Here is a 24,818-nt window from a genome sequence, read left to right as displayed (position 1 = left end):
ATAATCTTACGCTCTAAATTTTCTCACTCAGCACAACACTTTCCTTGTCTTCTGCGTTCATGCGGTGGATCTGGTCGGCCACCTTGTCCAGACGCTCCAGCTGATAGCCGTAGTCATAGATGGCCGCCGCCACTACCGACAGACGGAGCTGCCCGGATTTCTGCGGATCATACCCGTTAATGGCGGATTTCAGGAAGCGGTCATTATCCTCCGCCAGCGGCTCGGAGTCATTAGCCCCCGGCTTCAGCTTATCCTCGAATTTCAGCAGAATGTACTCATGATACTTAATCAGCTGCTCCAGATGGCGGTCGAACAGCTCATCCGTTTGCTCCGTCCGGTCAGCCTGGAAATAATGCCGGTCAATCGCCTCAAGCACCTGATAGCCCTTTTGCAGGGAATTCAGCAGGTTTTTGTAGACTACCATCTGTCTCGTCTGACTGTATTTAGCCCTGCGGAGCTGCTTCTGCTCTTCCTCAAACAACGCGTATTTATCAGCCAGCGCTTTAATCGAGCCCTCCAGGCCATTCTTCTCATCCCGGAACACACTTTCCTTCATCTCATGCGACACCGCCGTCCGCAGCAGCAGCGACAGGCTGGTGAACACATTCTCAATCTGCTGGATGTACTGCTTGCGCGGCTGCGGCGGAAATACGGAAATATTGATAATAAATGCCGACAGAATCCCGGTCAAAGTCAGCAGGAACCGGGTTAATGCGAACTGCCACTGGCCGGAAGCCTCCATGACAGAGATGACTGTGACCAGCGTCAGGCCGATCGTATCGGCGCGGTTCATTTTCATGCTGATCATAATCACCAGGATACATACCAGTCCAACCGCAATCGGTTCATTGGAGAGCAGCATTCCGGCAAGCAGCGCTATCACCGCCCCCATCGTGCTGGTCTGGATCTGATCCAGGAAATACCGCCATGATCTATAGATGGACGGCTGCATGGCAAAGATTGCCGCAATAGCCGCACCGACAGGAGAGGCGAAGTTGAATAGAACGGACAGATAAAGGGCAAGCGTTACGGCCATTCCTGTTTTGAGTATGCGGGCACCGAAAGCCAAGTCCATCCCTCCCAAGAGCTTGAAGCTTATCATAATTACTGCGGATGTTCATCCTTTATGTATATCCTGTTATTACCCATGATCTACGCTGGCGAATTTTAGTATGTCTTAAGCCGGGCTTCAGGATTCTTTCAGCTTTCAGGGAATACTGTTATACCGGGTAGTAACTACAACCATCAGAAGAGGTGTATTCATGAAAAAAACGACCCGCACGATAACCGCATGGGCAGCAGCCATGATGCTTACTATAGCTCCTGCTGCCGCCTATGGCGAACAGTTGCCCAAAGGCACTGCAACCCCTCCGCCAGTATCCCCGCATACCGGCAGAGAGCATGCCCCTCCCCGCAGCGCAGACCGGAATTTCAGGGCCGGAGGTCATTTCATTATCAGTGAAACGGCTGAGCTGCTCGGAATGGGCCGTGAAGAGCTGATTACCAGCCTGAAGTCGGGCAAGACCCTGACCGGCCTGGCCCAGGAGAAGAAAGGCTGGAGCCAAGACCAGTATGTCCAGAAGCTGAGCGATGCCGCCAGCCTGAAGCTGGATGGATTCGTCAAGGAAGGGAAGCTGACGCAGGAAGACGCGGCGAAGCTAAAGCCAGGCCTGCCAACGCTGATCAAGCGCAGCCTCAGCCGTGTAGCCCAGCTTCACCAAGGCAAGCCGTCACCGCCGCCTGCTGCAACGAAGGCCCCCTGAACAGGCTGCAGATGCCCGGAAGACTACTTCTTCCGGGCATTCTTTATGTTATGCGGCTTCGACTTGTGATTCCGGTAAGCCTCGAAGCAGGCAGCCGACAGCATCAGCCAGGCTCCGCTCGCGGCATAGCCGCCGATCACATCACTCGGATAATGCACCCCCAGATAAATCCGGCTCCAGCCGATCCCCCCCGTCATCAGCACAGTGAACAGAATCAGCAGTAACCGCTCGCTCCGACTATGCATATGCCGCCATAGCAGATAGGCAATGACTCCATATAACGAGAAGGCTGCCATCGAATGCCCGCTGGGGAAGCTATATCCCGCCTGTTCAATCAGCCTGTGGATGGTGGGACGCTCCCGGTGGAACCACAGCTTCAGCAGCGTGTTCAGCAATTGTGAGCCAAGGCCTACCCACAGGAACAAGGCAAGCTCCAGCCGGTGCTTCAGGGCGAAGAAGAGTATGAGCATGGTCAGCAGGGAGATCCCGACCGCCAGCTTCGAGGAGCCGACCAGCGATAAGCCTTTGGCCAGCGCCGTCAGCGGCGGGGATTCCATCGATTGCACGAACCGGATCACCGCATCGTCGAAGCCCCGGGCTCCGCCCAGCTTAACCAGTAATGCAATCAGGATAAAAGCCAGCAAAAACCCTATAAACCACCGGAATCCACGGGACCAGTAATGATAATATAGCATAACTACCCCCTTGTCTATTTGTCAGGCCTTATGAACACATTTCCTGGGAAGGTCTGTCCCGTGTTATAATGGCCTGGAGAAATTATTTCAATTAAAGATGGAGTGCTGCCAAGTGGAAAGTCTAAAATTGCAGGAACGTTTGTTGAACCAGTGCATCTCAACAAAGATGCCTGTGACGATCTTTACAACTAACGGAGTCAAAATGCAGGGACTGGTAACCTCTTATGACGCTTATACGATCACCTTGCAGGGTCAGGGTGACGGGAGACAGAATGTACTCTTCAAATCGGCAGTCTCTACCGTGGTGCCGCTGAAGCCCGTCTCACTCAAATAAGCTGTCTGCACGGCGCACATTCTAACCTAAGCTACTACAAATGAACCGTACAGGAACTCAAAAGGAACACCGGAGCAGCATCCCGGTGTTCCTTTTGCCGTTGACTCCTCAGGGTCAGGCAGCTTCTCCTATGCGGGGAAGACCGCCGGCATCACGCATACCGGCTTCGACAGCTCGGCTGTATTGCCGGTGAAGCTCAGGCGGCCGCTGCCTTCGTCCAGGGAGAAGACGACCAGATTATTGCCATCCCGGTTGGCCACAATCAGATAAGCTCCATCCGGTGTAACCGTGAAGTGACGGGGATGTCCGCCTTTGGTGGATACATGCTCTACCAGGGTCAGCCCGGCCGTCTGCGGATTCACAGCATACTGAACGATGCTGTCATGTCCGCGGTTCGAGCCGTACAGATATTTGCCATCCTTAGAGAATGCGATCTCTGCACAGCTGTTCTGGTCGGCCCCATATCCTTCAGGCAGTGTGGATACGGTAGCAGCCGTCTTCAGGGTTCCTGCCGCAGCATCATACAGGAATGATGTGACCGTGCTGTCCAGCTCATTAATGACGTACGCGGACTTCCCGTCTGGATGAAATACGAAATGCCGCGGTCCTGCCCCGGCATGCAGCGGGGTATCTCCAATCGCTTCAAAGGTTCCCGCTTCTTCATCTATCCGGTAGCTGCGGATCAGATCCAGTCCCAGATCCGAGACGAACAGGTAACGTCCATCGGGGCTGAAGATCGCCGAATGCGGATGCGGGCGGTCCTGGCCTGGTGTCGCTCCATGTCCGGTATGCTGGGCAGTATCCGTCAATGCTACCGGCAGTCCTTCTTGGTCCAGCGTGAGGAGTCCAACCGATCCCCCGTGATAGCTGCACACTATAAGATGTTCATTCTTGTCGTCCCGGTTAATGTTACAGGTCGTGCTCTGGCCTTTGCCTTCAGAAGGCATGGTCTGAATCCGCTGCAATTCGCTCAGCTTGCCGGTCTCAGGATCGATAGCGAAGGTTATAACCTCCCCTTCCTTGCCTCCCGTTCCATTCGGCTTCTCCCCTATGGCGTACAGCTTCCGGCCGGAAGGGTCCACATTGACAAACGTAGGATTCGTCAGGCCTTCTGCGGTATCTATCCGCTCCAGAGTACCCCCGGCTTCACCGTCAAAAGCGAACACCTGAATTCCGCTCTCTTCTGCGGTGGCATACGAACCGGTAAATAACAGCAGCTTCGTCTTCTCGTTCATCTAGAATTCCTCCTCATGTTAAACAGCCATCTATATAATTTACATTTTTTCGTGAGGTATGACAAATGCAACGGAAAAAATGACAAAAAACATTTCAAAAATAAGACTTCTCAAGTCATTCAGAGTATGATATAATGAAAGCGCTAACATTAATGTTATTAATCAAGATAAAGGGGGAACACGAATGAGCAGCCTGCTGGAAGCCAGAAATGTATATGAGGACTTCGAGGTGGAGACAGACATTCTGTTCTTTAAGGTCGGGGACCATGACCTGGTCATTTTTCACGGCAGAAACTACAATATTAAAAAGAGAATGACTGCCGAGCAACTAAACCGCTTATTGTCGAGCAACAGCTATTATCACGTGTACGGGAGCTGCTACGTGAACCTGAACAAGATCAGTTCCATCGAGGACGACTGCATCTACTTCGGTGAAATGGGCCTCTATGCCAAGTCTGTACGTGTTCCCAGACGTAAGCAGGAGAACATCCGTCATCTGCTTAAAGGACTGGGCTCCTAGAACGGGTACCTGCCCGCAGACATCTACAGCTTGGGGATACACCATTCTATTATGGATTCATACAGTCTCTCTCATCAGGCCGGAGCGCATCTGGGGACACCCGTGCTGCTCCGGTTTTTCCTGTGTTTACCTGTTTCTTAATGGAATCTTAAAAAGTAATTCAGCTTTTTTATACTTTCTTAAGGTTTGGAATTCTGTTTTCTGGTAAAGTTGTAGAAAGACAGGCACCACCTATATTGAAGGGAGTCATTAATTATAATGGACAAAAAAGATTTCAATGAAAATGAAAAGCTAGAAAACGGCATTACGCCGGAAGAGAACGACGCTTCTGTGATTATTCCGGCAGAAGAAATTCAAACTGCAGGAACAGCCTCTGTACCGCAGGAACCTGTACAAGCCGCAGCTGAGGGCTCCGGCAGACCGCAAGCTCCACGAGTTGAAGAAAGCGTTCCCGTGATGAACAAAGTCGGCGGCGGAGGTACTCCTCCTTCCTCACCTGCTGCATCCGGCGGCGGTAAAGGCTGGATGATTGCATCGCTCGTACTCGCAGCAGCGCTGATCGTAGTGCTGATTGTACAGCCCTTCAAGAAAGATGACAGCAAAATTGCCGTTGCTTCCGTGAACGGAACAGACATCACCAAAGCGCAGCTATATGATAAATTGGTTGAAGCCGGCGGGGAATCCACCCTGCAAAACCTGATTACTACCACACTTGTAGGCCAGGAAGCCAAGAAGGCCAACATTAAGGTTACCGATGCTGACATTAATCAGGAAATCGAAGATCTCAAAACCCAGTTCGGCGGCGAGGAAGCGCTCAATAACGCCTTGCAGCAGAGCTCGATGACGATTGAAGATCTGAAGAAGCAAATGCCACTCCAGGTTGAGATCCGCAAGCTGATCGAACCAAAGATCACAATTACCGACGCAGATATTTCTAAATATTTTGACGAGAATAAGGCTAAATACAATCAGGAAGAGGAAGTACGCGCTTCCCACATCCTGGTGAAGACTAAGGAAGAAGCCGAAGCCATTGTTAAGCAGCTCAAAGAGGGTGGAGACTTTGCCGCATTGGCCAAGGAAAAATCCGCTGATACCGGCTCCAAGGACAAAGGCGGCGATCTTGACTTCTTCAAACGCGGAGACATGGTTGCTGAATTCTCCGATGCTGCCTTCAAGATGAAGGTTGGCGAAACCAGCGGTGCAGTGAAGTCCGAGTATGGCTACCACATTATCAAGGTCACCGACCGTAAGGAAGCCAAAGAATATACACTCGCCGAGAAGAAAGATGAGATCAAAAAGACTCTAATTGCACAAAAAGTGTCTGAGATGTCTGCTACCTGGTTGGCGGATCTGAACAAGAATTCCAAGATCACGAATACACTGACTGACAAACCGGATGCATCCGCTACTCCGGCAGCAAGTGAAGCTCCTGCTGCTGCAACGGAAGCACCTGCTACGAAATAACGAATACTGTATTGATGTACAAGCTATTTATACAAAGAGGACAGGCGGATATCCGCTTGTCCTCTTTGCTTGTGTACAGATATAAGCCTGACTAATGCCGTCCATACTGAGTTGTTAGTGGTCCTTTTTACGGATCTGCTTATCGTGATTCTCGCCCCACTCTTTGGCTTGTGCGGTAGCAATGGCAATGGCCCGCCCCTCGTCATATCCGTCCTCCAGCAGCGCATTGGCAATCTCCACCGCTTTGTTGCGAACAGGTGCAGTGAAGTTCTTCAGTGAATCCGGGTAGTTCTCCTTATTCCATGGCATAACAAAAACCTCCTTGATCGGGCTATATTCATACTTAGCCGGATCAGGGAGGTTCTAAACTGCTTATCGCAAGATTTACTTACTTCTTTACCTTCACGCGTTCTTCAATCGGCTGGAATTCCTTCTCGCCTGGAGGAGTCAGGATGTTACCGAATGGCATCTGGGCAATCAGCTTCCAGTCCGCAGAAATACCGAAGGTCTCCTTCACTTCATCGTCGATCAGCGGGTTATAGTGCTGAAGGGAAGCTCCCAGACCTTCTTCGGCGAAGGCAGTCCATACTACGTATTGCAGAATCCCGGAGGATTGGTTGGACCAGATCGGGAAGTTCTCAGCATACAGTGCAAAGTTCTCCTGCAGGTGCTTCACCACTGCCTGATCTTCGTAGAAGAGCACAGTGCCGTAGCCTGCTTTGAAGGAGGACAGCTTCTGGGCAGTACCTTCGAATTGTTCAGTAGGAACGATCTTACGCAGGGTTTCTGCCGTAATATCCCACAGCTTATCATGTTGTTCGCCCAGTAATACTACAGCTCTGGAGCTTTGCGAGTTGAAGGAAGTTGGGCTATGTAGAACAGCCTCTTCTACAATCTTTTGGATTTGTTCATCAGAGATTGGGGATTCTTTACTGATGGCGTATATGGAACGTCTACCTTTTACCGCTTCAAAAAAAGTCTTAGACATAAAATAACTACCTCCATTAAATTAAGTAACTTACTTTTTTTAATAATAACACTTTTCCGGTCTGAATACAACACAACGTTCACAACTTTTTCCTGTACCAGCTCTTTTTTGTATATCCGCTCTTAGTGTCGCTGAATTGAATTCATTTATGCACCTTCCACTATTTTCTATAAGCTATTCTGGAGGTTCAGAAACAACGGCTAACATATCGTATATACAATCCGGTCATAAATAAGCTACAATGATTCAGCTAAAATACAGAAAGAAGGTTAAGCCATGCGCGCTTCTCTTCATAAGAGCACAACCCATACGGTGAAGCTCATCTTAATGATGCTCCTCCCTTCCCTCCTCATCCTCAGCGGATGTAAAGACTCCGCTTCTTCTGCCTTGGACGCTGTTCCAGCGGCCGCAGAGGCCGTGACCCCTGCTACAGAATCCGGAGAACCTGTATCCTTCTGGGTCGCCACCGATACGCATTATCTGGACAAAGCCCTGGAGGATGGCGGTCAAGCCTTCCAGACCTATGTCACAGGCGGCGATGGCAAAATGCTCCCCTACAGCGATGAGCTGACCGAAGCACTGGTCCGTGATGTGGACCAGAACAAGCCGGCCTTCCTCATTCTGAGTGGCGACCTCACCAATAACGGTGAAGCGGGCAGTCATAAGGAGCTGGCCGCGAAGCTGCACCGGATGGAGGCTGCCGGAACCCGCGTCTACGTGACTCCGGGTAACCATGATATCAACAACCCCTGGGCCAGATCGTTCGACGGTGACAAGCAGGTCGTTGCCAAGCATATTAATGTAGAGGATTTCCTGCGCATCTATGACGATTTCGGATATAACGAGGCGGTGTCGCGGGATAAAGACAGCTTAAGCTATGTCGTGAAGGCAGCTCCCGGCCTTAGGCTGCTGATGCTTGACAGTGCCCAGTATGCGCATAACGAAGAATATAATTTTCCGCAGACCGACGGGCGTCTTCTGCCCTCCACCCTTGCCTGGATTGACGACAATGTGAAGCTGGCCGCTCAGGAGCATGCGTCTGTGATTACCGTGATGCATCATAATCTGCTGAGCCATACCTCCATGGCCGTATCCGGGTTCAAGCTTAATAACAGCCAGGAGACGATGAAGGCTTTTCGCAAAAACGGGCTGAATCTGGTATTATCCGGGCATATTCATATGCAGGATATCCACCGCGATCCTCCAGCAGCCTCGATAGATCCGGCCTTGCCTGTCTATGATATTGCTACAAGCGCCTTCGCGGTGAACCCGCACCAGTACGGCAGAATGACCTTCGATCCCGCATCGCGGGCCGTGACCTACCACACCGCTCAAGTAGATGTTGACGGCTGGGCCAAGGCCAACCATAAGACTGATCCGCACCTGCTGAACTTCAAAGCCTATGCGGAGCAGATCTTCGCTGAGAATTCGTATGACAAAGCGATGAACAAGCTGAAGGAGAGCAGCTTCACAGAAGCGCAGAAGCAGTCGATGGCAGAGGTGATGTCGAAGCTGAACGTGAAGTATTTTGCCGGGAACGCTGCTGATTCGCTGGAGGAGATCCGGGCGATGCCGGGATTCAAGCTGTGGGAGAGTATGGAGGGCGGCTTCATGTCCGGATACATCCGCAGTATGGCGGAGCATGCAGAAGTGAGCAATACCTCGCTGGAGATGGTTCTGACTACACAATAGCAGACAGCAAAGCCTCCCTTACGTTCGGCAATTCCTTGTGCGAATTGGTACGTAGTTAAGATTTACGGATAACAGGGCTATACCTAACGCTTACTTTGCGGTTCGCACTGGAGTAATTAGAAAAAAAGTTGAAGAAAGATCATTCAACGGGTGTATAACCATCGGGCTCATTTTGCCGGTGAATCTCAAGCGTATGAAATCACTACTTGTAACATGTAGGATGTCTGCCACATACTTTCCATTTAGCGAGATCGTGAAATCCTCCCCGTTCTTCTCGAGTATTGATACCTCGTCCTCAATATCTCCGATTTCTGTGGTTTGGGATAACAAACGTAGTGTATCGGCAGTGGTCTCTAACCTTATAATACTTTCACTGGCCAATACCGTTGTCCGTTCGACGGCTTTTAACAGAGGGGCTGTTCCAATTGTAATCTCTGATATAAAAGTGTGCGGAATCACATGGTGCAGGGACGGGTACTCCCCCTCAATTAAAGCAGATTGAACCATAATATGGTTAGCAGTGAATCTAACATGACGGTTGGTTACTTCAACTTCTGTTGTTCTGTCCTCGCCGTCCATGATTTTAACCGCTTCAACTAAATTTCTGCCAGGAACAATAATATGCCTCTCCATCTCAGCATCATGTTCCACATCTATAGTCCGGGAAGCCAGACGAACACCGTTAGTAGCCGTTAACTGTAGCCGATGATTTCGATACTGAAAAGATACCCCAGTCAACACAGGCCTATGTTCTGATGAAGAAGCCGCTCCTGCCACCTGTAGGATGGAATCCTTCAATAGTTGATTATTAACTGCTAATTTAAGTGCAGCATGATTCTCAGCAGGATGTATCGCCGGATAATCTACAGCATCCATTCCGCATAACCGGATTTGTGTATGTTCTGAGGATATGCTGAGCCGTAAGGATCTGTCGACTTCCAAAGTAATCATCCCAGAATCAGACTTACGTATTATTTCGCAAAAATACCTTGCCGGTACAACCACTTCTCCAATTCTCTGAACCGTCAAAGAGGTATCTTCACCGGGAATCCGGTACTGTATAGTCATACTGCTATTGCTTGCTGTAACTATTAATTCATTGGTTAGAGCTTGTATATGAACCCCTGCCAGTATGGGAATCCGTTGGTTTGCCGGTACAGCCTTTAGCACTTGCTGAAGAGCTTTGAGAAGAATATCCTTGCTTACGTTGATCCGCACTGGCTTCACCTATTTCCTTAAGCTACATTACAAATCACTAGACTCAATCAGAGATCGGATAAGCTCCGACCGGGATAATTTATGCTCTGCGCAATGCTGTTCGACCTTCTCCCAAAGCTCATTAGTTAAGGTTACCGATACTTTTTTCGTTACGCCTATGCTCTTGCGGCCTGCTCCCTCCCGGGGACCTCCTCTTGCAGACATGAACCCTAATTGGCCTTCTTTATTGGAAAGACCTATCTTTAGTTCATTTTGACTCAATTTGTTTTGTCCTCTCTTTTTTTGATTTAGGTTACCTTTTTCAATGTTCCTATTATTATTTTATCACATGATTTATGGGCTTACAAGGTTACGAATGAATGATGAACCTGGCTGTATACCAAAAAACCGACCTTGCAATTACGCAATGGTCAGTTCAATATAAAGCATTTCATGAGTTATACGGTTAAGTCACCACCCGATCACCATTCCACCCGCCGCACCGGCCACCACAACCACCCAGGGCGGCAGCTTCCAGAAGACCAGCATCACGAACAGAATGACAGCCAGGGCGAAGTCCAACGGCGTGAGAATGGCTGTCGTCCACAGGGGGTCATACCAGGCGGCAAGCAGGATTCCGACCACAGCAGCATTGATTCCGGTTAAGGCTCCTTGCATCCGGGGGCTCCTTCTTAAGCTGTTCCAAAAAGGCAATGCGCCCGCAACCAGCAGAAAGGCTGGCAGGAAAATCGCGAGCGTGGCCACGATGGCCCCGGGAACACCGGCGGTCATTGCCCCAAGATAGGCTGCAAAAGTGAACAACGGACCCGGTACGGCCTGTGTGGCCCCGTATCCCGCCAGGAAATCGGCTTGGCTCACCCAGCCGGTAGGAACAACTTCTTGTTCCAGCAGCGGAAGCACGACATGTCCACCGCCGAACACTAAGGCACCAGAACGATAAAAGCTGTCAAATATCGCCATTCCTCCCGCCTCAGCCGTCCCTCTAAGGAACGGGAGCACTATCAGGAGTACGCCGAACAATGCTAAACAAACGATGCCAGACGACCGGCGGATGGGGATCGGAAGATTTGTCACGTTCTCCGTAGAACTGTGGCGGTACAGCCATAACCCGGCTATGCCCGCTACAGCAATCGTGAGAATCTGGCTGTAGCCCGTCTGCCATGATAATGTAACACCTGTTGCTATAACCGCGATGGCTATTCTTTCCCGGTCCGGGGTCAGCTTCTGCCCCATGCCAAGGATGGCCTGGGCAACAATTGCTACAGCTACGATCTTCAGACCGTGAATCCAGCCTGCACCAGCAATATCATAGCCCTGCAGCAGGAAGGCAAACGCGACCAGCGCAAGGACGGAAGGCAAAGTGAAGCCCAGCCAAGCCACTATACCACCCAGCCAGCCTGCCCGCACCATTCCAATGCCAATCCCCACCTGACTGCTCGCGGGACCCGGTAGGAACTGGCAGAGCGCTACCAGATCCGCATAGCTCCGTTCATCCATCCATCTCCGGCGGCGGATATATTCATTGTGGAAATAACCCAGATGGGCGACCGGTCCGCCGAAGGAGGTAAGACCCAATTGGGCCGATACAAACAGGATCTCAAGTAACGCCCCAGCCTTCCCCTTCCGATGTTCTCCCGGCACCGCCTGCTTCTCTGCTTGCATACTATTGCTCCCTTGACCCTAGAATGTATACCTCATTCCAGATTATCATACGCGTTCAAGCATTGGATAAAAGGTGCAGCAGTGTTTCGTAAATGTTCTGTAAAAATCGGCATTTAAGGAGTCAGCTTGACACTCTCCAGCCGGTCAATCAGCTTACGAAGGCCAGCTTCATCCGCTCCATAAGGGCGGACGTCCTCTCCAAGCAGCTTATCAATCTCTTCTCTCGTAAACTTGAAGCTGTAGGTTATTCCTTCATCAGCAAGCGAGTAATTTATAATATCCGCGTTATCAATCAGGCTGAACAGCAGGATCGAATTATGCAGGAGAGGCTCCCGGCTTAAAGCCTGAAGCTCATCGTTCCACATTCCCTTAATATCGTTCACTTTATAATTGATGGTTAATGCATACGGGCGGGAACCTGTTGTCAGCTCAATGCCTGCCCTCTCCAGGCCTTCCGGCAGCGGCATCGCACCAAGCAGCGCTGTGACTTTACTGGCGTCGCCAATATACTTTGTTTTGCTCTCCAGCAGCTGATCCACCGCATAACCGGAATCTGACACTTGCGCCGGGGGCTCCACAGTCTTGGGATTGGCCGTACATCCAATAAGCAAGAGCACAATAACCAGGGTACAAGCGGCCATGCTCCTTGAGGTCGGTTGACGGTATGCGAGAATATGCTTGATCCGGGCCTTTACACTGCTCTCTCCAAAAGCCAGCGGACTGCCGGTCATAAGACCGCTCCGGCGGGTTGAAAATCCAAGCAGGGAGCCTGAGTAACTGCTTTTAACCTGCGGACCCAGCTTCCGGATCACCGCTTCATCGCAGGACATCTCCATATCCTTGCTCATGAGCACAAAAGACAGCCACATCAGCGGGTTGAACCAATGGAGAATGACCAGCAGGAACATAAGCGGCTTGACCAGATAATCCCGTCTGTCAATATGAGTCTGCTCATGCAGCAGAATATGGGACAGCTCCTGTTCACTCATTCCGGCCGGAATGTAGATCCTTGGCTTCAAGAAGCCGAAGACGAAAGGAGTCATAATCTGGTCGGTCTCAAAAACATGCCCCTTCACAAGGGTTGCCGTACGGACTCTGCGCATGATTCTTACATAAGAGAACACGCTGTACAGCAGCAGTGTTATTGCGCCTGTCAGCCAGATCATGCTGCCGGCCCACAGGATGATCTGCACCCGATTCACGCTTGCTGCAGGTGCAGCCGGCGGAAGCAGGCTGTTCAACAGACTTCCCGCAGAAGCCGTTCCGGTGTCCACCGCAGGCTGCGCCTGCATGCCCATGTTCATCGGAACGAATTGCATCTGTCCTGTGCCGGACGAGCCCGCAGACCCTGCCAGCTTCAGGATACTGAAACTTGAAGTGAAGCTGACCGGAAGGATAAGCCTGATCATTACTGCTGACCACAGCATATAGGAGAAGATTTTGGGAGCGCGCCGCAGCAGGATTCTCGCCAGCATCACGGCAACGGCCACATAACTGGCGGTAATGCTCATATTCAGAATACTGATCCACAGGTCCGTCATTGGGAAGCCTCCTCGATAATCCTCTTCAGCTCCGCCGCTTCCTTGGCCGATAATTTCTTATCCCCGAGAAAAGCGGTCAAAAACTGCGGCAACGACCCGCCAAAGGCTTTGTCCACTACCGTCTGGCTTTCGTGCCGCAGAGCCTCCGACTTCGGGATGACGGCTGTGACCATTGCCCCCTCATTCCTCAGAATTCCCCGCTCGCATAGCTTTCTTAATACGGTATAGGTCGTGGACTTCTTCCAGCCCAGCGCCGAGAGACTCAGCTTCACGAGCTCTGTAGAATTAATCGGCTCATGATCCCAGATCAGGCAGGCGAATTTATATTCAGCATCATATAATTTGTAGGGCTCCATCCTGTTCACTCCTTATAAGTTTATTGCAGTAGACCTAATGATGTTAAGTCTATTGCAGTAAACCTATATTGTCAAGGTACCTCCCTCGGTAACCTCACACAAAAAAGCCGGAACCGCCTGATTGCTCAGGGGTCCCGGCTTCTTGATTATAACGGTACTTCTTACGGACGGTCGATCCAGATATAGCCGTCATCATCCACTTCAACCGTGGCGTGCAGGCCTTGGGCCAATACACGCAGCGGTACATAAGCATCTCCGTATTCATCCACAAATACCGCTTGTGGAAGCTTAACGGTCTTGCCGGCAATCTGTGCCTGGGCGGAGCCGATTTTGAATACGAGCTGATCGCCGTATACATCGTCAGTCACCTTGATCGCCCGGTTAGGAGCATCCCACTCTACAGTGGCATCCATATCCTCTGCGATATAACGCAGTGGCACATAAGTCGTACCATTGTCCACGATTGGATAATAATAGTCATCATCCGGTGAGATCATCAGGCTCTTGGAGGTGATGGCCATCTCCTCTTTGAGCAGCTTATAGACGGATGAATTGGCATCGAAGCTTCTCAGCGTCTCACCCGGCGTAAGATCTCCCTTGGAGTAATCAATTGCGCCTGTCGTGCTGATCGGATCAGCCGTTACCGGACCGTTCACATTCCAGGTCTCGGACACCAGCTTCATCTTGATGCTCTGCAGCGGCAGATATTCATCGGCCGGAAGAGCAACATTGAAGTCGATGTTCTGTTTGCGGACATGGAAGCCGCTATCCACGAAGATATCTGCAGTCAGCTTCGTATCCTTGCCGAGAACAGTCTTAAGTTCAGGGGTCGATTCATAGAGGTTCTCCAGTTGCTTGTCATAGACCAGCAGCAGGGCATCTACAGCCAACTTGGCTGCATCATGCACTACGGTAACTACCCCTTCTTTGTCCTCCAGCGGAATATCGCCGAGACCGATGCTGTTGAGATCTTCAGCTCTGTCTTTAATCAGCGGATACATGTAATCATACAAACCGCTGATCAGGGCAGTGAAACCTTCGGTATCCTTAGACACAGATCTCAGGAAGCTCTTAAGCAATACCGGAAGCTCTTCCCCTGTAATTTCCGTATGTAGCTTCGTCAAGCTGGTTGGCTGGCCGTATACGGATTCATTAACTGATGTCACTGTGATCGCACCCGGATTCGGAAGATTCTTGATCATAAACTGGGAGGCCAGCTTAGTGAATTCCAAGGTCTTGGCAGGATCGGTTGCTTCCAGGCCAAGCAGCATTTCATTGCTCTGAAGCGGCATGTAGAACGGCTGCTTCGCGCCTTCTGCGGTGAAGACCAGGTTCTTCTGGTCCGTGAAGAGGGAGAAAGGAATCTTGAGCTCCTTGTAACCCACAACTCCCGTGGCCGAGACATTGCCGTTATCCTGAACCTTCACATGGCCGAGCGTAAGCGATAAGGAATTAATAAGATCAACAACTTCCCGGTCCTCTGCGGTGATGCCTGCAGCCGGAACAGCGCTCAGGCTCATCGTAGTGCTGGATTCAGACGATTTGACATCCAGATCCCCCAGCAATGCCTTATTGACATCGAAGCCGCCAATCGCTTGGCAGCCTGACAGAATCAGCAGCAGGGCGAGAATCGGCACCAGCCATTTGGTTCTTGCTTTCATTTTCTTCATAGCATGTCTCCTCTAGCTCATAATTTGGCAACGTACCCATCATCTCAGAGGAGCATGAATTTGTAAATACAGCACCCGGAAATGATTAACGCTCATACGCTAAATAAACTCCGCCATTCTATAAATACCCATTCTTTGAAAAAGAGAAACTTTACCAACGCAAGTATTGCTAAATGGGCCGGATAAAAGCACCACCAGACCCAGCGCGGCAGACGCTTCTTCTCCAGCAGCACCCAAAAACCCGGGGTCAGCGCAATCAGAAGGGTCGGAATGATGCTGGCCATCTGCACCAGCCAATTATAATAGAACAGATAAAAAACATTCAGTGCCAAATGAGCCAGCACCAGCACATAAGAGCGGGTATAACGGAAGATCAGCACCAGCAGCAGGCCGTAAGCGTTGTAATCGAGCGGCAGCGCATCCATCAGCAGCACAGCTACGGCGACTACCGGAAGGCCAGCCCACAGATTTGGCAGCTTATCAAGCAGGGCAAGGACTAGCGCTGAGATCAGCAGGGTGAAGACGACATTCCAGCCTCCCGGATGAATCGCCAGATTGTACGGAATCTGTGCCAGCACAGCGATGACAAGCAGCCGCCGCAGATAGCGGGGTCTGGAGGAGGTATGGATATAGCCTTGCGCCAGCGCGTAGCAGTAGATCGGGAAGGCAATTCTCCCCACATATCTCCAGGCAAGCTCCCCCGGGAAAAAGATCAGCCCAACGTGGTCAATCAGCATGGTCAGCATGGCAATAATCTGCATCTGTAGCCTCCTGTTACTATCATGAAATATAAAGCACCTTAGGTGCTATTATCCATGCCAGACCCGGATGCTGCAAGCTGCGCCGGAAGACTTGTACGACAGGCAAGCCGGAGCCGCTCCCTCTGGAGCAGTTCCGGCCCGGCTCTCTATCCTATATCATGCCTATTACGCCGTCTTCGATTTGTTATAGATATCAAAGCCTACGGCCAGCAGCAGCACCAGTCCCTTGATTCCCTGCTGCCAGTCTACGCCTAGGCCGACGAGCGACATACCGTTGTTCATAACTCCCATGACCAGACCGCCGATGATCGCGCCGACCACGGTTCCGATTCCCCCGGAGGCAGAGGCTCCGCCGATGAAGCAGGCAGCGATGGCATCCAGCTCGAAGTTCGTACCGGCCTTAGGGGTGGCTGAGTTCAGGCGTGCCGCGAAGACCAGACCGGAAAGGGCAGCGAGTACACCCATGTTGACGAATACCCAGAAGGTCACCCGTTTGGTTTTGACGCCGGAGAGGCTTGCCGCCTTCTCATTGCCGCCCAGGGCATAGATATGCCGTCCCATGGTCATGTGGTTCATGACAAAGGAGTAAATCACGATCAGCACCATCAGAATCACAAGAATGTTAGGAATCCCGTTATATTGCGCCAAAACATAGGTAAACAGGTTGATGACGATCACCAGTGCAGCGGCCTTAGCAACAGACATCCAAGCTGGCGATTGCTCGAAGCCGTACTTCACCGTGATCCGGCGGCTGCGGATTTCCTGATAGATCACCAGCAGCGACAGCAGAACGCCGATGATCAGGGTCAGCACATTCAGCGAACCCCCGCCGGCAACATCAGGAATGAACCCGGAGCTGATCTTCTGAAACGTCTTCGGAAAAGGTGCAATCGACTGCCCGTTCAGCACAATCATCGTAAGGCCCCGGAACAGCAGCATGCCCGCCAGGGTCACTATGAACGCCGGGATTTTGACATAAGCGACCCAGAAGCCCTGCCAGGCCCCGACCAGCGCGCCCATCAGCAGCGAGATCACTACGGCCAGTACCGGATTCAGCTCCATATCCACCATCATAATGGCCGACAGGGCGCCGATGAAGGCGGCTACCGAGCCAACGGATAGGTCGATATGACCGGTGATGATCACCAGCACCATCCCGATAGCCAGCACCAGTATGTAGCTGTTCTGCAGAATGAGATTGGTCACGTTCAGCGGCTTCAGCAGAATGCCGTCGGTCATAATTTGAAAGAATACCGAAATAAAGATCAAGGCAATGATCATGCCGTATTGGCGGATATTTTTTTTGAACAGTTCACTAATGGCTCCCATGCGGTGTTACCCCCTGCTTCGTGTCATGAATTTCATCAAAAGCTCCTGCGTGGCGTCCTTCCGCTCCACTTCCCCACTGATCCGCCCTTCGCACATGGTGTAGATCCGGTCGCACATCCCGATAATTTCCGGCAGCTCGGAAGAGATGACCAGCACGCCCTTCCCCTCTGCGGCAAGACTGTTGATGATGGAATAAATTTCATATTTGGCCCCGACATCGATTCCACGGGTAGGCTCATCGAGGATCAGAATGTCCGGCTGGGCGTAGATCCATTTGCTGAGCACGACCTTTTGCTGGTTGCCGCCGCTGAGATTCACGGTTTTTTGCAGGATGCTGGGGGTCTTGATATTCAGCTTCTTACGGTATTCCTCCGCGACCAGCACTTCCTCATTCTCATTAATGACGCCATGGCGGGAGAGCTTCTTCAGGCTGCTCAGTGAAATGTTCCGCTTAATATCGTCGATCAGGATCAGGCCGTAATGCTTGCGGTCCTCAGTCACGTAGGCCAATCCGCTCTCAATCGCCTGGCTGATATTGTTCAGGTGTACTTCCTTGCCGTGCATAAAAGTCTGGCCGCTGATCCGCTTGCCATAAGACTTGCCGAACACACTCATCGCCAGCTCCGTTCGCCCTGCGCCCATCAGCCCGGCAATACCGACCACCTCGCCGCGCCGGATGTGGAGATTGATCTGATCCAGCATTTTGCGGTCTGCCTGCGTCTCATGATAGACATTCCAGTCCCGGATCTCGAAGATCGTCTCGCCCAGATTCGGTGTGCGCTCAGGATAACGGTTCGTCAAATCGCGCCCGACCATGCCTTTGATAATGACATCCTCAGTAACGGCATCCCGCTTCATATCCAGGGTCTTGATGGTCTGTCCATCCCGCAGAATCGTGACGGAATCCGCTATCTTCTCGATTTCGTTCAATTTGTGGGAAATGATAATCGAGGAAATCCCCTGCTTCTTCAGCTCCAGAATGAGCAGCAGCAGGTTCTCGCTATCATCCTCATTCAGCGCCGCTGTCGGTTCGTCGAGTATGAGCAGCTTCACTTCCTTGGAGAGCGCCTTCGCGATCTCTACAAGCTGCTGCTTGCCGACACCTATCGTAGAGACTCCTGTAAACGGCGATTCCTTAAGGCCGACGGTGGTCAGCAGCGCCTTGGTCTTGACCGTCGTTTCGTTCCAGTTGATCACCCCGCGCCTGGCCTGTTCATTGCCGAGGAAGATGTTCTCCGAAATCGACAAATACGGAATCAGCGCCAGCTCCTGATGGATAATGACGATCCCCAGGCCCTCGCTGTCCTTGATATCCTTGAACTTGCATACCTGCCCCTGATACAAGATATCCCCTTCATAGGTTCCATGCGGATACACTCCGCTAAGCACCTTCATCAGCGTAGACTTGCCTGCCCCGTTCTCTCCGCAGAGGGCGTGGATCTCGCCTGCCTTCACCTGCAGATTGACTGACGAGAGCGCTTTGACGCCGGGGAATGTCTTCGTAATGCTTTTCATCTCCAAAATAATTTCACTCAAGTGCCCCTCACCCAGCTTTCCTTGTGACTGTGCAGCGGTTCTCCGGCGGCGTTCCTGCTTCACGGCTGCCGCCGGGTACCCGCTAAACCTGCGGCTCTGACGGCTATTGTCCCAGCTGCTCCTTGGTATAGTACCCGCCGTCTACCAGCACTTTATCCACGTTGCCCGCATCCACAGAGACCGGCTCCAGCAGGTAGGACGGGACGATTTTGACCCCATTGTCGTAGGTGGTGGTATCGTTGACTTCGGCTTCGGTTCCCTTCAGCACACTCTCAGTCATCTCCACCGCCTTCTTGGCCAGCTCGCGGGTATCCTTGAATACTGTCTGGGTCTGCTCTCCGGCCAGAATGGACTTCACGGAAGCCAGCTCGGCGTCCTGTCCGGTAACCACCGGAAGCTTCTTGTCGCCGGAGCCGTAGCCTATGCCCTTGAGTGAAGACAGGATACCGATGCTGATGCCATCGTAAGGAGACAAGACGGCGTCCAGATTATCGCTTGCATAGTTCGCGCTCAGCAGGTTATCCATCCGTGACTGGGCGGCAGCCCCGTCCCAGCGCAGCGTAGCTACCTTATCCATCGTAAGCTGCTTGCTGCGGACCACCAGCTTGCCGGAATCGATATACGGCTTCAGAATCGACATGGCGCCATCGAAGAAGAAATAGGCATTGTTGTCATCCGGCGATCCGCCGAACAGCTCAATATTGAATGGTCCCTTACCGTCCTTCAGGCCAAGCTTCTCTTCGATGTAGGAGCCTTGCAGCACACCCACCTTGAAATTATCGAAAGTCGCATAATAGTCTACGAATTCACTTTTTTTGATCAGACGGTCATAGGCAATCACCTTAACATTAGCGTCATGTGCCTTCTGCAGCACATCCGTTAGCGCCTCGCCGTCAATTGAAGCGATTACAATCGCGTTCACGCCTTTGGTAATCATGTTCTCAATCTGCGACACCTGATTCTCCACCACATCCTCCGCGTATTGCAGATCCGTGCCGTAGCCCAGCTTCTCGAACTCCTTGACCATGTTGTTGCCGTCATTCACCCAGCGCTCCGAAGATTTGGTCGGCATCGCAATGCCCACCTTGCCCTTGGATGTATCCCCGCCGCCGGAAGAGCTGCCGGCACTGCTGGATGAATTGCCGCTGTTTCCACATGCAGATAAGATGAGTACCAGTGTTAGCAGAAGCGTGATCATTGAATATCTTTTCATTCCTGCACTACCCCCTGAACTATTCTGTTGTCTTCCACAGGTGTTCCCGTGTGACAAATCGAGTATAGCAACCGGGAGCAGGTTCCGTATTTACACTGAGGCTACTGTTTTTGTGAAAATATAACTTTATATATGCAAAAAGGAATGCCCCCCTCGCTTATAGATAGCTGCGGAAGCATTCCCCACTATTAATCAGATCTTCTATTACTTGCGTACCTCAGCCTGCACCCCTTTACGGAACTGCAGCGGAGCCACACCGGTCTGCTTCTTGAAGGCGGCGCTGAAATAATGCTGGGTCTCATACCCCGACTGCTCCGCCACCTCGCTAATACTGAGCTCGGTTGAATGCAGAAGCTGGGCGGCCCGGCGGATACGGGTCTGGGTCAGATACGTGCCGAAGGATTCGCCCAGCTCCTGCTTGAACAGGCGGCTCAGATAGACCGGGGAGGCTTGAAGCAGGCCAGCTGTGGCCTCCAGGGTAAGCCCGTATTCGCTGTAATGCTCCTGGATATGCTGCTTCGCCCGGCGGACGAGCGGGGACAGCGGCTGCTCCTTGACCAGCGCCACCCGGCAGCTCCGGTAGGCGGCGGCCAGCTCTGTAATCTCTCCTTGGATCAGCCGGTTGCCGACTTCAACGGCGATTTTGAGATGGCTGCGCACAGCGGCCTCCACTCCGGCCAGGATGCGCTCACCGGCGGCATCCCACAGCAGGATAACAATCAGTCCGGCGGCGTCCCGGAACATCACCTTGGGATACGGGTCCAGCAGCTCGGCGGCGATATTCTCGATGGCGAACAGGAAGAGCTGCCGCTCCTTCTCCTTCATCGCCGGATGCTGGCCCTCCCACCTCCAGCGGATGATGCCGATCAGCTCCGGCCGCTGCGGCGGAAGCTTAAGGAATTGCAGCTGCTCCCTGATCTCCGCCTGGCTCAGATTGCCGTCCAGCCATTCCTGGCAGAAGCGCTCGCGCAGCAGCGGGAAGTTCTTCATCAGCTGCCGGGAGGCCTGCTCCAGATGCTGGCTCTGCTGCCGCTCGGACTCCAGCTCATCGCGGACGCCCCGCAGCACCTGCATCAATTGCTTCGGCTCCGCAGGCTTGAGAATATAATCATTCACCTGCAGCCGGATCGACTCCTGCGCATAAGCGAATTCATCATGGCCGGTAATCACAATAATCTTGCAGCCGGGCAGCGCTTCCCGCAGCCGCTTCATCAGCTCCATGCCGTGCATAATCGGCATGTTCAGATCGACTAGAGCGATATGAATGGCATGCTCCACGGCCAGCTCCAGTGCCTCCTCCCCGTCTTCTGCCTCTGCGGACACCTCCATGCCGAGGCTATCCCAGTCCACGCATTGCCGGATGCCCTCACGGATAATGCGCTCATCATCGGCAATGATTACTTTCCATTTGTCTACCATCTGCGGATCATCCTCCTCTGTCCTAGTACTTCTCAGGGTAACTCTCACGAACAACCGGATGACGCACGGTTACAAGCGTCCCCTGTCCCGGCTCGCTCTCAATCTGGATACCATACGGCTCCCCGTAGGTCAGCCTGATCCGCGCCTGCACATTCAATATGCCGTACCCGCTTCCAGCGCTGCCTGTTCCAGCCATGTCCGTCTCCGTACGCTCCAGTTCTTCTGTGCCAACGGCTTCAAGCCGCTGTCTGAGCTCCTTCAGCTTATCCGCAGACATCCCCGCGCCGTCATCGCGTACGGTAAGATACAGCTCGCAGTCCCGTTCCACGACTGCAATGTAGAGGTGTCCGGGGCCGCGCCGCTCCTTGATGCCGTGATAGATCGCGTTCTCCACCATCGGCTGCAGCAGCAGCTTAAGCACATACAGCTCCTGTAAGTGCGGCTCCACTTCAATGGAATAGGTCAGCTTAGTGCTGTAACGGACATGCTGGATTTTCAGATAGCTGACGATATGCTCCAGCTCATCGGAGAGCGGTATGATATCGCTCCCTTTGCTTAAGCCTAGCCGGAACAGTCTGGATAGGGACTGGACCACCTCGGCGATATCCTCCGCCCCCTTGCTGCGGGCCATCCAGTGAATCGTATCCAGCGTATTGTACAGAAAATGCGGTTTGATATGCGCCTGAAGACTGCGCAGCTCCGCCTCACGCTTTTGCCGCGCCTGAAGCTCGGTCAGGGATAGCAGCCGGCCAATCTGGGCCAGCATGGTATTGAAGCTGCGACCGAGCAGCCCGATCTCATCGGAACGGCTGCCCCAGTAACGGATCGTCAGATCGCCGGACTGCGCCTTGCTCATGAAGGAGGCCAGCTGGCCGATAGGACGGGAGATCGAATAGGCCAGATAGAATGAGGCGGTCATGCCCAGCATACAGACCACAAATACAAAGGTGACAACATTGAACGTAATCTCGCGGATTCCGTAAGCCGACTCATCCATCGGGAACACGCCCATCGTGGTCCAGCCGGTAAACGGCGAGGTCCGGTAGATCAGCTGAAGCTTGCGTCCGTCTACGGTCTCCGAGGTAATGCCAGAAGACTCGGTGAACAGACCTGCCGGGATGGTACGCATTAAAGGGTGCTGCGGTGCGTAAATCATCTCTCCGCGATTGTCCACCACCGTCAGATATCCGGTCTTGCCGAGCGTGACATCTCTGGCCGTCTCCGCGATCACCCGCAGCTTCAGATCCACCAGCACCACGCCCTGCACCACCTGCGTCTCAGGATTCACAATAGCCCGTACAGCCGAGACCACCTCGCTCTCCTTATAGTCCACATGGGACCTGACCGCACGGCCATACGGATGCCCGACGATCAGGAAGATCCCCTTATTCTCTACCGCCTGCTTGTACCAGCTCTCCTCCGTCAGCCGCGTACCGGAACGGGTATACATCTCATTGCTGATAAAATCACCTTCGCGGTTGACCAGCATGATGCCGGCAATCTCGGAGCTGAGTGTGGTGAAGCCCTGCAGAAATTTGCGGATATTGTATTCCGCCGATTCCCCGTTGCCTGCTGCGGGGTCCGGCTGTGCCGGAGCCGGCGACTCTCCCTTGAGGAACTTCTGGACGCCCGGATCGAACGAGATCAGGTATGTAATTTTCTGCAGATTCTCTACGTCACTCTCAATGGCGGTATTCACCTTGCGGATGAGCTGCATCGTGTTCTCAGTGCTCTGCTCCTCCACGATCCGGTCCACCGTCCAGCCAATCAACAGCCCCAGTCCAATGGAAGGCAGGATGCTAATCAGCAAAAAGTGAATAATCAGCTTATAGCGGATCGGCATATTATTCAGCTTCAGCTTCTCCATGCTCACGCCAGTCTTGCGCATCCCAGCCTCCCCCTCTGCCGCCTATTTGGCATAATAATTGTCCACATTCTGCCGCGTGACCACATCTATTCCGGTATCTACAGAATCGGGGACAGGCAGGGGCTTATTATTGGCATAGGCCTCAGGGTCAGCCTCCAGATCACGGTGCAGATGAAACAGCTCGGTCAGCGACCAATACCCCATATTCCAGGTGCCCTGGGCCATGGTTGCGGCAATCTTGCCTTCCTTCACCAGATCGAGTGTGCCTTTATCCGTATCGAAGCTGATAATCTGCGGGACCGGTCCGCTGCCAGGGGCGGCATCCACAGCTTCCGCGACCCCGATGCCGCCATTACTTTCCGTGGCAAAAATCCCGGCCAGCTGCGGATACCGCACCAGCAGCTGCTCGGCAGCCTCCCTGGACGCCACCTGATCTCCCCGCCCATCCTTGACCGCCACCAGCTTCATCTGCGGGTACTTGCTGCGGATTGTATCCGAGAAGCCGTCCGTCCGCTCCTGATGATTATGCTGATCCGGTGTGGTGATAATGGCGACCTCGCCTTTGCCCCCGGTCAGCTCAGCCATCTTATGCGCCGCCTTCGTTCCGGCATTATAATTGTCCGTTCCCAGGAACGAATACGCCTTGCTGCCCTCTGCACCCGAATCAAACAGCACCACCGGAATACCGCTCTCTACAGCCTTGTTAATCGTCGCTGTAAGCAGCTTGGAATTCACGGCTGAGATGGCAATTCCCGCCGGCTTCTTGGCGATGGTCTGCTCCAGCACCGTCATCTGTTCACTCGCGTTATGCTGGGTGGAGCCGTGATACTCGACGGATACATTAAGCTCCTCGGCGGCGTCCTCGAAGCCCTTCAGCACGCTTTTCCAGTAATCAATGCCGATCTGGAACGTGACCATCACGTATTTGTCCTCAATATTGCCGCGCAGTCCGGTAGTCTCCCACGGGTCTGCCGCATTCCCCTGCTGCTTGTAATTCAGCACGTAGAGCACGAAGATGCCGATTAGCAGCACGTAGACGAGCCAAAGTTTTTTCACATATGTAACCCCTTTCATAACAATGAATGCCGAAGGCTCACAGACCCCAGGTTCTTCCATCTATGTCCAATCTAGTCTACTGGCTTGGCAGCCATTCCGTCAATTACGTTACAGTGCCTATAGTTAAAAACTCGTTATCTGATGCGACATTTTATGTCGTACCGCTTGTTCTATACTGGACAGGTACCATCAATTCAATGAAACGAGGATTACAAGAATGTCAAAAACCAAACGCGGACGGGTACTCTGGACCCTTCCTTCCCGTGGACGCGGCACCTGCCCGGTCTGCGGGTCCACCCGAATCAAGCTGCTCTACACCAAAATAAAATCCGACAGCACAGCCCTGAAGGTCTGCAAGCGCTGTGACAAGGCGACGCAGGTTAGAGTAGACGCAGCAACTCGGTAAAATGGCGCAAGGATGCCTCCTAAGCTTCATGCTACGTGCATGGCTGCCGGACAGCATCCTTGTTTCTTGTCGGGAACGGCCGTACTGGTCTTA

General features: G+C 52.5%; 24 protein-coding genes. 6 read left to right on the top strand and 18 right to left on the bottom strand.

Features of this window, described 5'->3' with window-relative positions; genetic code table 11:
* Positions 1-13: 13 nt before the first annotated feature.
* On the bottom strand, positions 14-1,069 hold the full coding sequence (locus NST43_RS12060; protein ID WP_209985596.1) for an aromatic acid exporter family protein: 1,056 nt from the start codon (positions 1,067-1,069) through the stop codon (positions 14-16).
* 193 nt (positions 1,070-1,262) lie between these two features.
* On the opposite strand from NST43_RS12060, the gene NST43_RS12055 reads away from it, so the two are divergent.
* Positions 1,263-1,763 carry a hypothetical protein gene (locus tag NST43_RS12055; RefSeq protein WP_209985593.1) on the top strand — a complete coding sequence of 167 codons (501 nt, stop codon included), beginning with the start codon at positions 1,263-1,265 and terminating at the stop codon, positions 1,761-1,763.
* A gap of 23 nt (positions 1,764-1,786) precedes the next feature.
* On the opposite strand, the gene NST43_RS12050 is transcribed toward NST43_RS12055, so the two are convergent.
* Entirely contained in the window at positions 1,787-2,458 is a 672-nt protein-coding gene (locus NST43_RS12050) for a phosphatase PAP2 family protein (RefSeq protein WP_339224663.1), read from the bottom strand.
* A gap of 112 nt (positions 2,459-2,570) precedes the next feature.
* On the opposite strand from NST43_RS12050, the gene hfq reads away from it, so the two are divergent.
* Complete coding sequence (gene hfq, locus NST43_RS12045; RefSeq protein WP_051478328.1) at positions 2,571-2,792, top strand: RNA chaperone Hfq; 222 nt, start codon at positions 2,571-2,573, stop codon at positions 2,790-2,792.
* A 128-nt stretch (positions 2,793-2,920) separates the two neighbouring features.
* On the opposite strand, the gene NST43_RS12040 is transcribed toward hfq, so the two are convergent.
* Positions 2,921-4,027 (bottom strand): lactonase family protein, encoded by a 1,107-nt coding sequence (locus NST43_RS12040; RefSeq protein ID WP_339224662.1) that lies wholly within the window; start codon positions 4,025-4,027, stop codon positions 2,921-2,923.
* Positions 4,028-4,211: 184 nt separating this feature from the next.
* Between NST43_RS12040 and NST43_RS12035 the strand changes: the two genes are divergently transcribed.
* Both NST43_RS12035 and NST43_RS12030 read left to right on the top strand, forming a co-directional pair.
* Positions 4,212-4,547, top strand: a complete 336-nt coding sequence (locus NST43_RS12035) for a LytTR family transcriptional regulator DNA-binding domain-containing protein (RefSeq protein WP_209985585.1) — start codon at positions 4,212-4,214, stop codon at positions 4,545-4,547.
* 258 nt (positions 4,548-4,805) lie between these two features.
* Complete coding sequence (locus NST43_RS12030) at positions 4,806-6,011, top strand: peptidylprolyl isomerase (protein ID WP_209985582.1); 1,206 nt, start codon at positions 4,806-4,808, stop codon at positions 6,009-6,011.
* Positions 6,012-6,125: 114 nt separating this feature from the next.
* On the opposite strand, the gene NST43_RS12025 is transcribed toward NST43_RS12030, so the two are convergent.
* Together NST43_RS12025 and NST43_RS12020 are read right to left on the bottom strand one after the other, a co-directional pair.
* Entirely contained in the window at positions 6,126-6,320 is a 195-nt protein-coding gene (locus tag NST43_RS12025; protein WP_209985580.1) for a DUF2188 domain-containing protein, read from the bottom strand.
* 79 nt (positions 6,321-6,399) lie between these two features.
* The gene (locus NST43_RS12020) at positions 6,400-6,999 is read right to left on the bottom strand and encodes a nitroreductase family protein (protein WP_339224660.1); all 600 of its coding nucleotides are present in this window, start codon (positions 6,997-6,999) and stop codon (positions 6,400-6,402) included.
* Positions 7,000-7,275: 276 nt separating this feature from the next.
* Here NST43_RS12020 and NST43_RS12015 point away from each other — a divergent pair, with 276 nt between their 5' ends.
* Positions 7,276-8,691, top strand: coding sequence for a metallophosphoesterase (locus NST43_RS12015; protein WP_339224658.1), 1,416 nt, complete (start codon positions 7,276-7,278; stop codon positions 8,689-8,691).
* 90 nt (positions 8,692-8,781) lie between these two features.
* Here the strand turns inward: NST43_RS12015 and dnaN are convergent, their stop codons facing one another.
* The 13 genes from dnaN to NST43_RS11950 form a co-directional block, all read right to left on the bottom strand.
* Positions 8,782-9,909 (bottom strand): DNA polymerase III subunit beta, encoded by a 1,128-nt coding sequence (gene dnaN / locus NST43_RS12010; RefSeq protein ID WP_339224657.1) that lies wholly within the window; start codon positions 9,907-9,909, stop codon positions 8,782-8,784.
* 27 nt (positions 9,910-9,936) lie between these two features.
* Positions 9,937-10,113 carry a ribbon-helix-helix protein, CopG family gene (locus tag NST43_RS12005; protein ID WP_209985569.1) on the bottom strand — a complete coding sequence of 59 codons (177 nt, stop codon included), beginning with the start codon at positions 10,111-10,113 and terminating at the stop codon, positions 9,937-9,939.
* Between the two features lie 246 nt (positions 10,114-10,359).
* The gene (locus NST43_RS12000) at positions 10,360-11,571 is read right to left on the bottom strand and encodes a chromate transporter (protein WP_339224656.1); all 1,212 of its coding nucleotides are present in this window, start codon (positions 11,569-11,571) and stop codon (positions 10,360-10,362) included.
* Positions 11,572-11,684: 113 nt separating this feature from the next.
* Entirely contained in the window at positions 11,685-13,112 is a 1,428-nt protein-coding gene (locus NST43_RS11995) for a M56 family metallopeptidase (protein ID WP_339224654.1), read from the bottom strand.
* On the bottom strand, positions 13,109-13,468 hold the full coding sequence (locus NST43_RS11990) for a BlaI/MecI/CopY family transcriptional regulator (protein WP_209985560.1): 360 nt from the start codon (positions 13,466-13,468) through the stop codon (positions 13,109-13,111). The genes NST43_RS11995 and NST43_RS11990 overlap by 4 nt, the downstream gene beginning before the upstream one ends.
* A gap of 161 nt (positions 13,469-13,629) precedes the next feature.
* Positions 13,630-15,138: a copper amine oxidase N-terminal domain-containing protein gene (locus NST43_RS11985; protein WP_339224652.1), complete on the bottom strand. Its 1,509-nt coding sequence runs from the start codon at positions 15,136-15,138 to the stop codon at positions 13,630-13,632.
* 92 nt (positions 15,139-15,230) lie between these two features.
* Entirely contained in the window at positions 15,231-15,899 is a 669-nt protein-coding gene (locus NST43_RS11980) for a TraX family protein (protein WP_209985555.1), read from the bottom strand.
* 165 nt (positions 15,900-16,064) lie between these two features.
* Positions 16,065-17,228 (bottom strand): multiple monosaccharide ABC transporter permease, encoded by a 1,164-nt coding sequence (gene mmsB / locus NST43_RS11975; protein WP_339224649.1) that lies wholly within the window; start codon positions 17,226-17,228, stop codon positions 16,065-16,067.
* A 6-nt stretch (positions 17,229-17,234) separates the two neighbouring features.
* Positions 17,235-18,764 (bottom strand): multiple monosaccharide ABC transporter ATP-binding protein, encoded by a 1,530-nt coding sequence (gene mmsA, locus NST43_RS11970; RefSeq protein WP_209986364.1) that lies wholly within the window; start codon positions 18,762-18,764, stop codon positions 17,235-17,237.
* 103 nt (positions 18,765-18,867) lie between these two features.
* Positions 18,868-19,977, bottom strand: coding sequence for a multiple monosaccharide ABC transporter substrate-binding protein (gene chvE / locus NST43_RS11965; RefSeq protein WP_339224647.1), 1,110 nt, complete (start codon positions 19,975-19,977; stop codon positions 18,868-18,870).
* Between the two features lie 204 nt (positions 19,978-20,181).
* The gene (locus tag NST43_RS11960) at positions 20,182-21,396 is read right to left on the bottom strand and encodes a response regulator (RefSeq protein ID WP_339224645.1); all 1,215 of its coding nucleotides are present in this window, start codon (positions 21,394-21,396) and stop codon (positions 20,182-20,184) included.
* Between the two features lie 22 nt (positions 21,397-21,418).
* Positions 21,419-23,284: a sensor histidine kinase gene (locus NST43_RS11955; RefSeq protein ID WP_339224644.1), complete on the bottom strand. Its 1,866-nt coding sequence runs from the start codon at positions 23,282-23,284 to the stop codon at positions 21,419-21,421.
* 21 nt (positions 23,285-23,305) lie between these two features.
* Complete coding sequence (locus tag NST43_RS11950; RefSeq protein ID WP_339224642.1) at positions 23,306-24,319, bottom strand: substrate-binding domain-containing protein; 1,014 nt, start codon at positions 24,317-24,319, stop codon at positions 23,306-23,308.
* 217 nt (positions 24,320-24,536) lie between these two features.
* On the opposite strand from NST43_RS11950, the gene NST43_RS11945 reads away from it, so the two are divergent.
* Positions 24,537-24,725 (top strand): hypothetical protein, encoded by a 189-nt coding sequence (locus NST43_RS11945; protein ID WP_339224641.1) that lies wholly within the window; start codon positions 24,537-24,539, stop codon positions 24,723-24,725.
* Positions 24,726-24,818 lie beyond the last annotated feature (93 nt).

The sequence above is a fragment of the Paenibacillus sp. FSL H8-0332 genome, assembly GCF_037963835.1.
Lineage (GTDB): Bacteria > Bacillota > Bacilli > Paenibacillales > Paenibacillaceae > Paenibacillus_AQ > Paenibacillus_AQ rhizoplanae.
The sequence above is the reverse complement of the archived record's forward strand: the minus strand, read 5'-3'. Positions and strand labels throughout refer to the sequence as shown.

Excerpts from the sequence above, each read along its gene's own strand:
- NST43_RS12055 (WP_209985593.1), top strand. The coding sequence starts at position 1,263 with ATGAAAAAAACGACCCGCACGATAACCGCATGGGCAGCAGCCATGATG.
- NST43_RS12050 (WP_339224663.1), bottom strand. The coding sequence starts at position 2,458 with ATGCTATATTATCATTACTGGTCCCGTGGATTCCGGTGGTTTATAGGG.
- NST43_RS12040 (WP_339224662.1), bottom strand. The coding sequence starts at position 4,027 with ATGAACGAGAAGACGAAGCTGCTGTTATTTACCGGTTCGTATGCCACC.
- NST43_RS12035 (WP_209985585.1), top strand. The coding sequence starts at position 4,212 with ATGAGCAGCCTGCTGGAAGCCAGAAATGTATATGAGGACTTCGAGGTG.
- NST43_RS12030 (WP_209985582.1), top strand. The coding sequence starts at position 4,806 with ATGGACAAAAAAGATTTCAATGAAAATGAAAAGCTAGAAAACGGCATT.
- NST43_RS12025 (WP_209985580.1), bottom strand. The coding sequence starts at position 6,320 with ATGCCATGGAATAAGGAGAACTACCCGGATTCACTGAAGAACTTCACT.
- NST43_RS12020 (WP_339224660.1), bottom strand. The coding sequence starts at position 6,999 with ATGTCTAAGACTTTTTTTGAAGCGGTAAAAGGTAGACGTTCCATATAC.
- NST43_RS12015 (WP_339224658.1), top strand. The coding sequence starts at position 7,276 with ATGCGCGCTTCTCTTCATAAGAGCACAACCCATACGGTGAAGCTCATC.
- NST43_RS12005 (WP_209985569.1), bottom strand. The coding sequence starts at position 10,113 with ATGTCTGCAAGAGGAGGTCCCCGGGAGGGAGCAGGCCGCAAGAGCATA.
- NST43_RS12000 (WP_339224656.1), bottom strand. The coding sequence starts at position 11,571 with ATGCAAGCAGAGAAGCAGGCGGTGCCGGGAGAACATCGGAAGGGGAAG.
- NST43_RS11995 (WP_339224654.1), bottom strand. The coding sequence starts at position 13,112 with ATGACGGACCTGTGGATCAGTATTCTGAATATGAGCATTACCGCCAGT.
- NST43_RS11990 (WP_209985560.1), bottom strand. The coding sequence starts at position 13,468 with ATGGAGCCCTACAAATTATATGATGCTGAATATAAATTCGCCTGCCTG.
- NST43_RS11985 (WP_339224652.1), bottom strand. The coding sequence starts at position 15,138 with ATGAAGAAAATGAAAGCAAGAACCAAATGGCTGGTGCCGATTCTCGCC.
- NST43_RS11980 (WP_209985555.1), bottom strand. The coding sequence starts at position 15,899 with ATGCAGATTATTGCCATGCTGACCATGCTGATTGACCACGTTGGGCTG.
- mmsB (WP_339224649.1), bottom strand. The coding sequence starts at position 17,228 with ATGGGAGCCATTAGTGAACTGTTCAAAAAAAATATCCGCCAATACGGC.
- chvE (WP_339224647.1), bottom strand. The coding sequence starts at position 19,977 with ATGAAAAGATATTCAATGATCACGCTTCTGCTAACACTGGTACTCATC.
- NST43_RS11960 (WP_339224645.1), bottom strand. The coding sequence starts at position 21,396 with ATGGTAGACAAATGGAAAGTAATCATTGCCGATGATGAGCGCATTATC.
- NST43_RS11955 (WP_339224644.1), bottom strand. The coding sequence starts at position 23,284 with ATGCGCAAGACTGGCGTGAGCATGGAGAAGCTGAAGCTGAATAATATG.
- NST43_RS11945 (WP_339224641.1), top strand. The coding sequence starts at position 24,537 with ATGTCAAAAACCAAACGCGGACGGGTACTCTGGACCCTTCCTTCCCGT.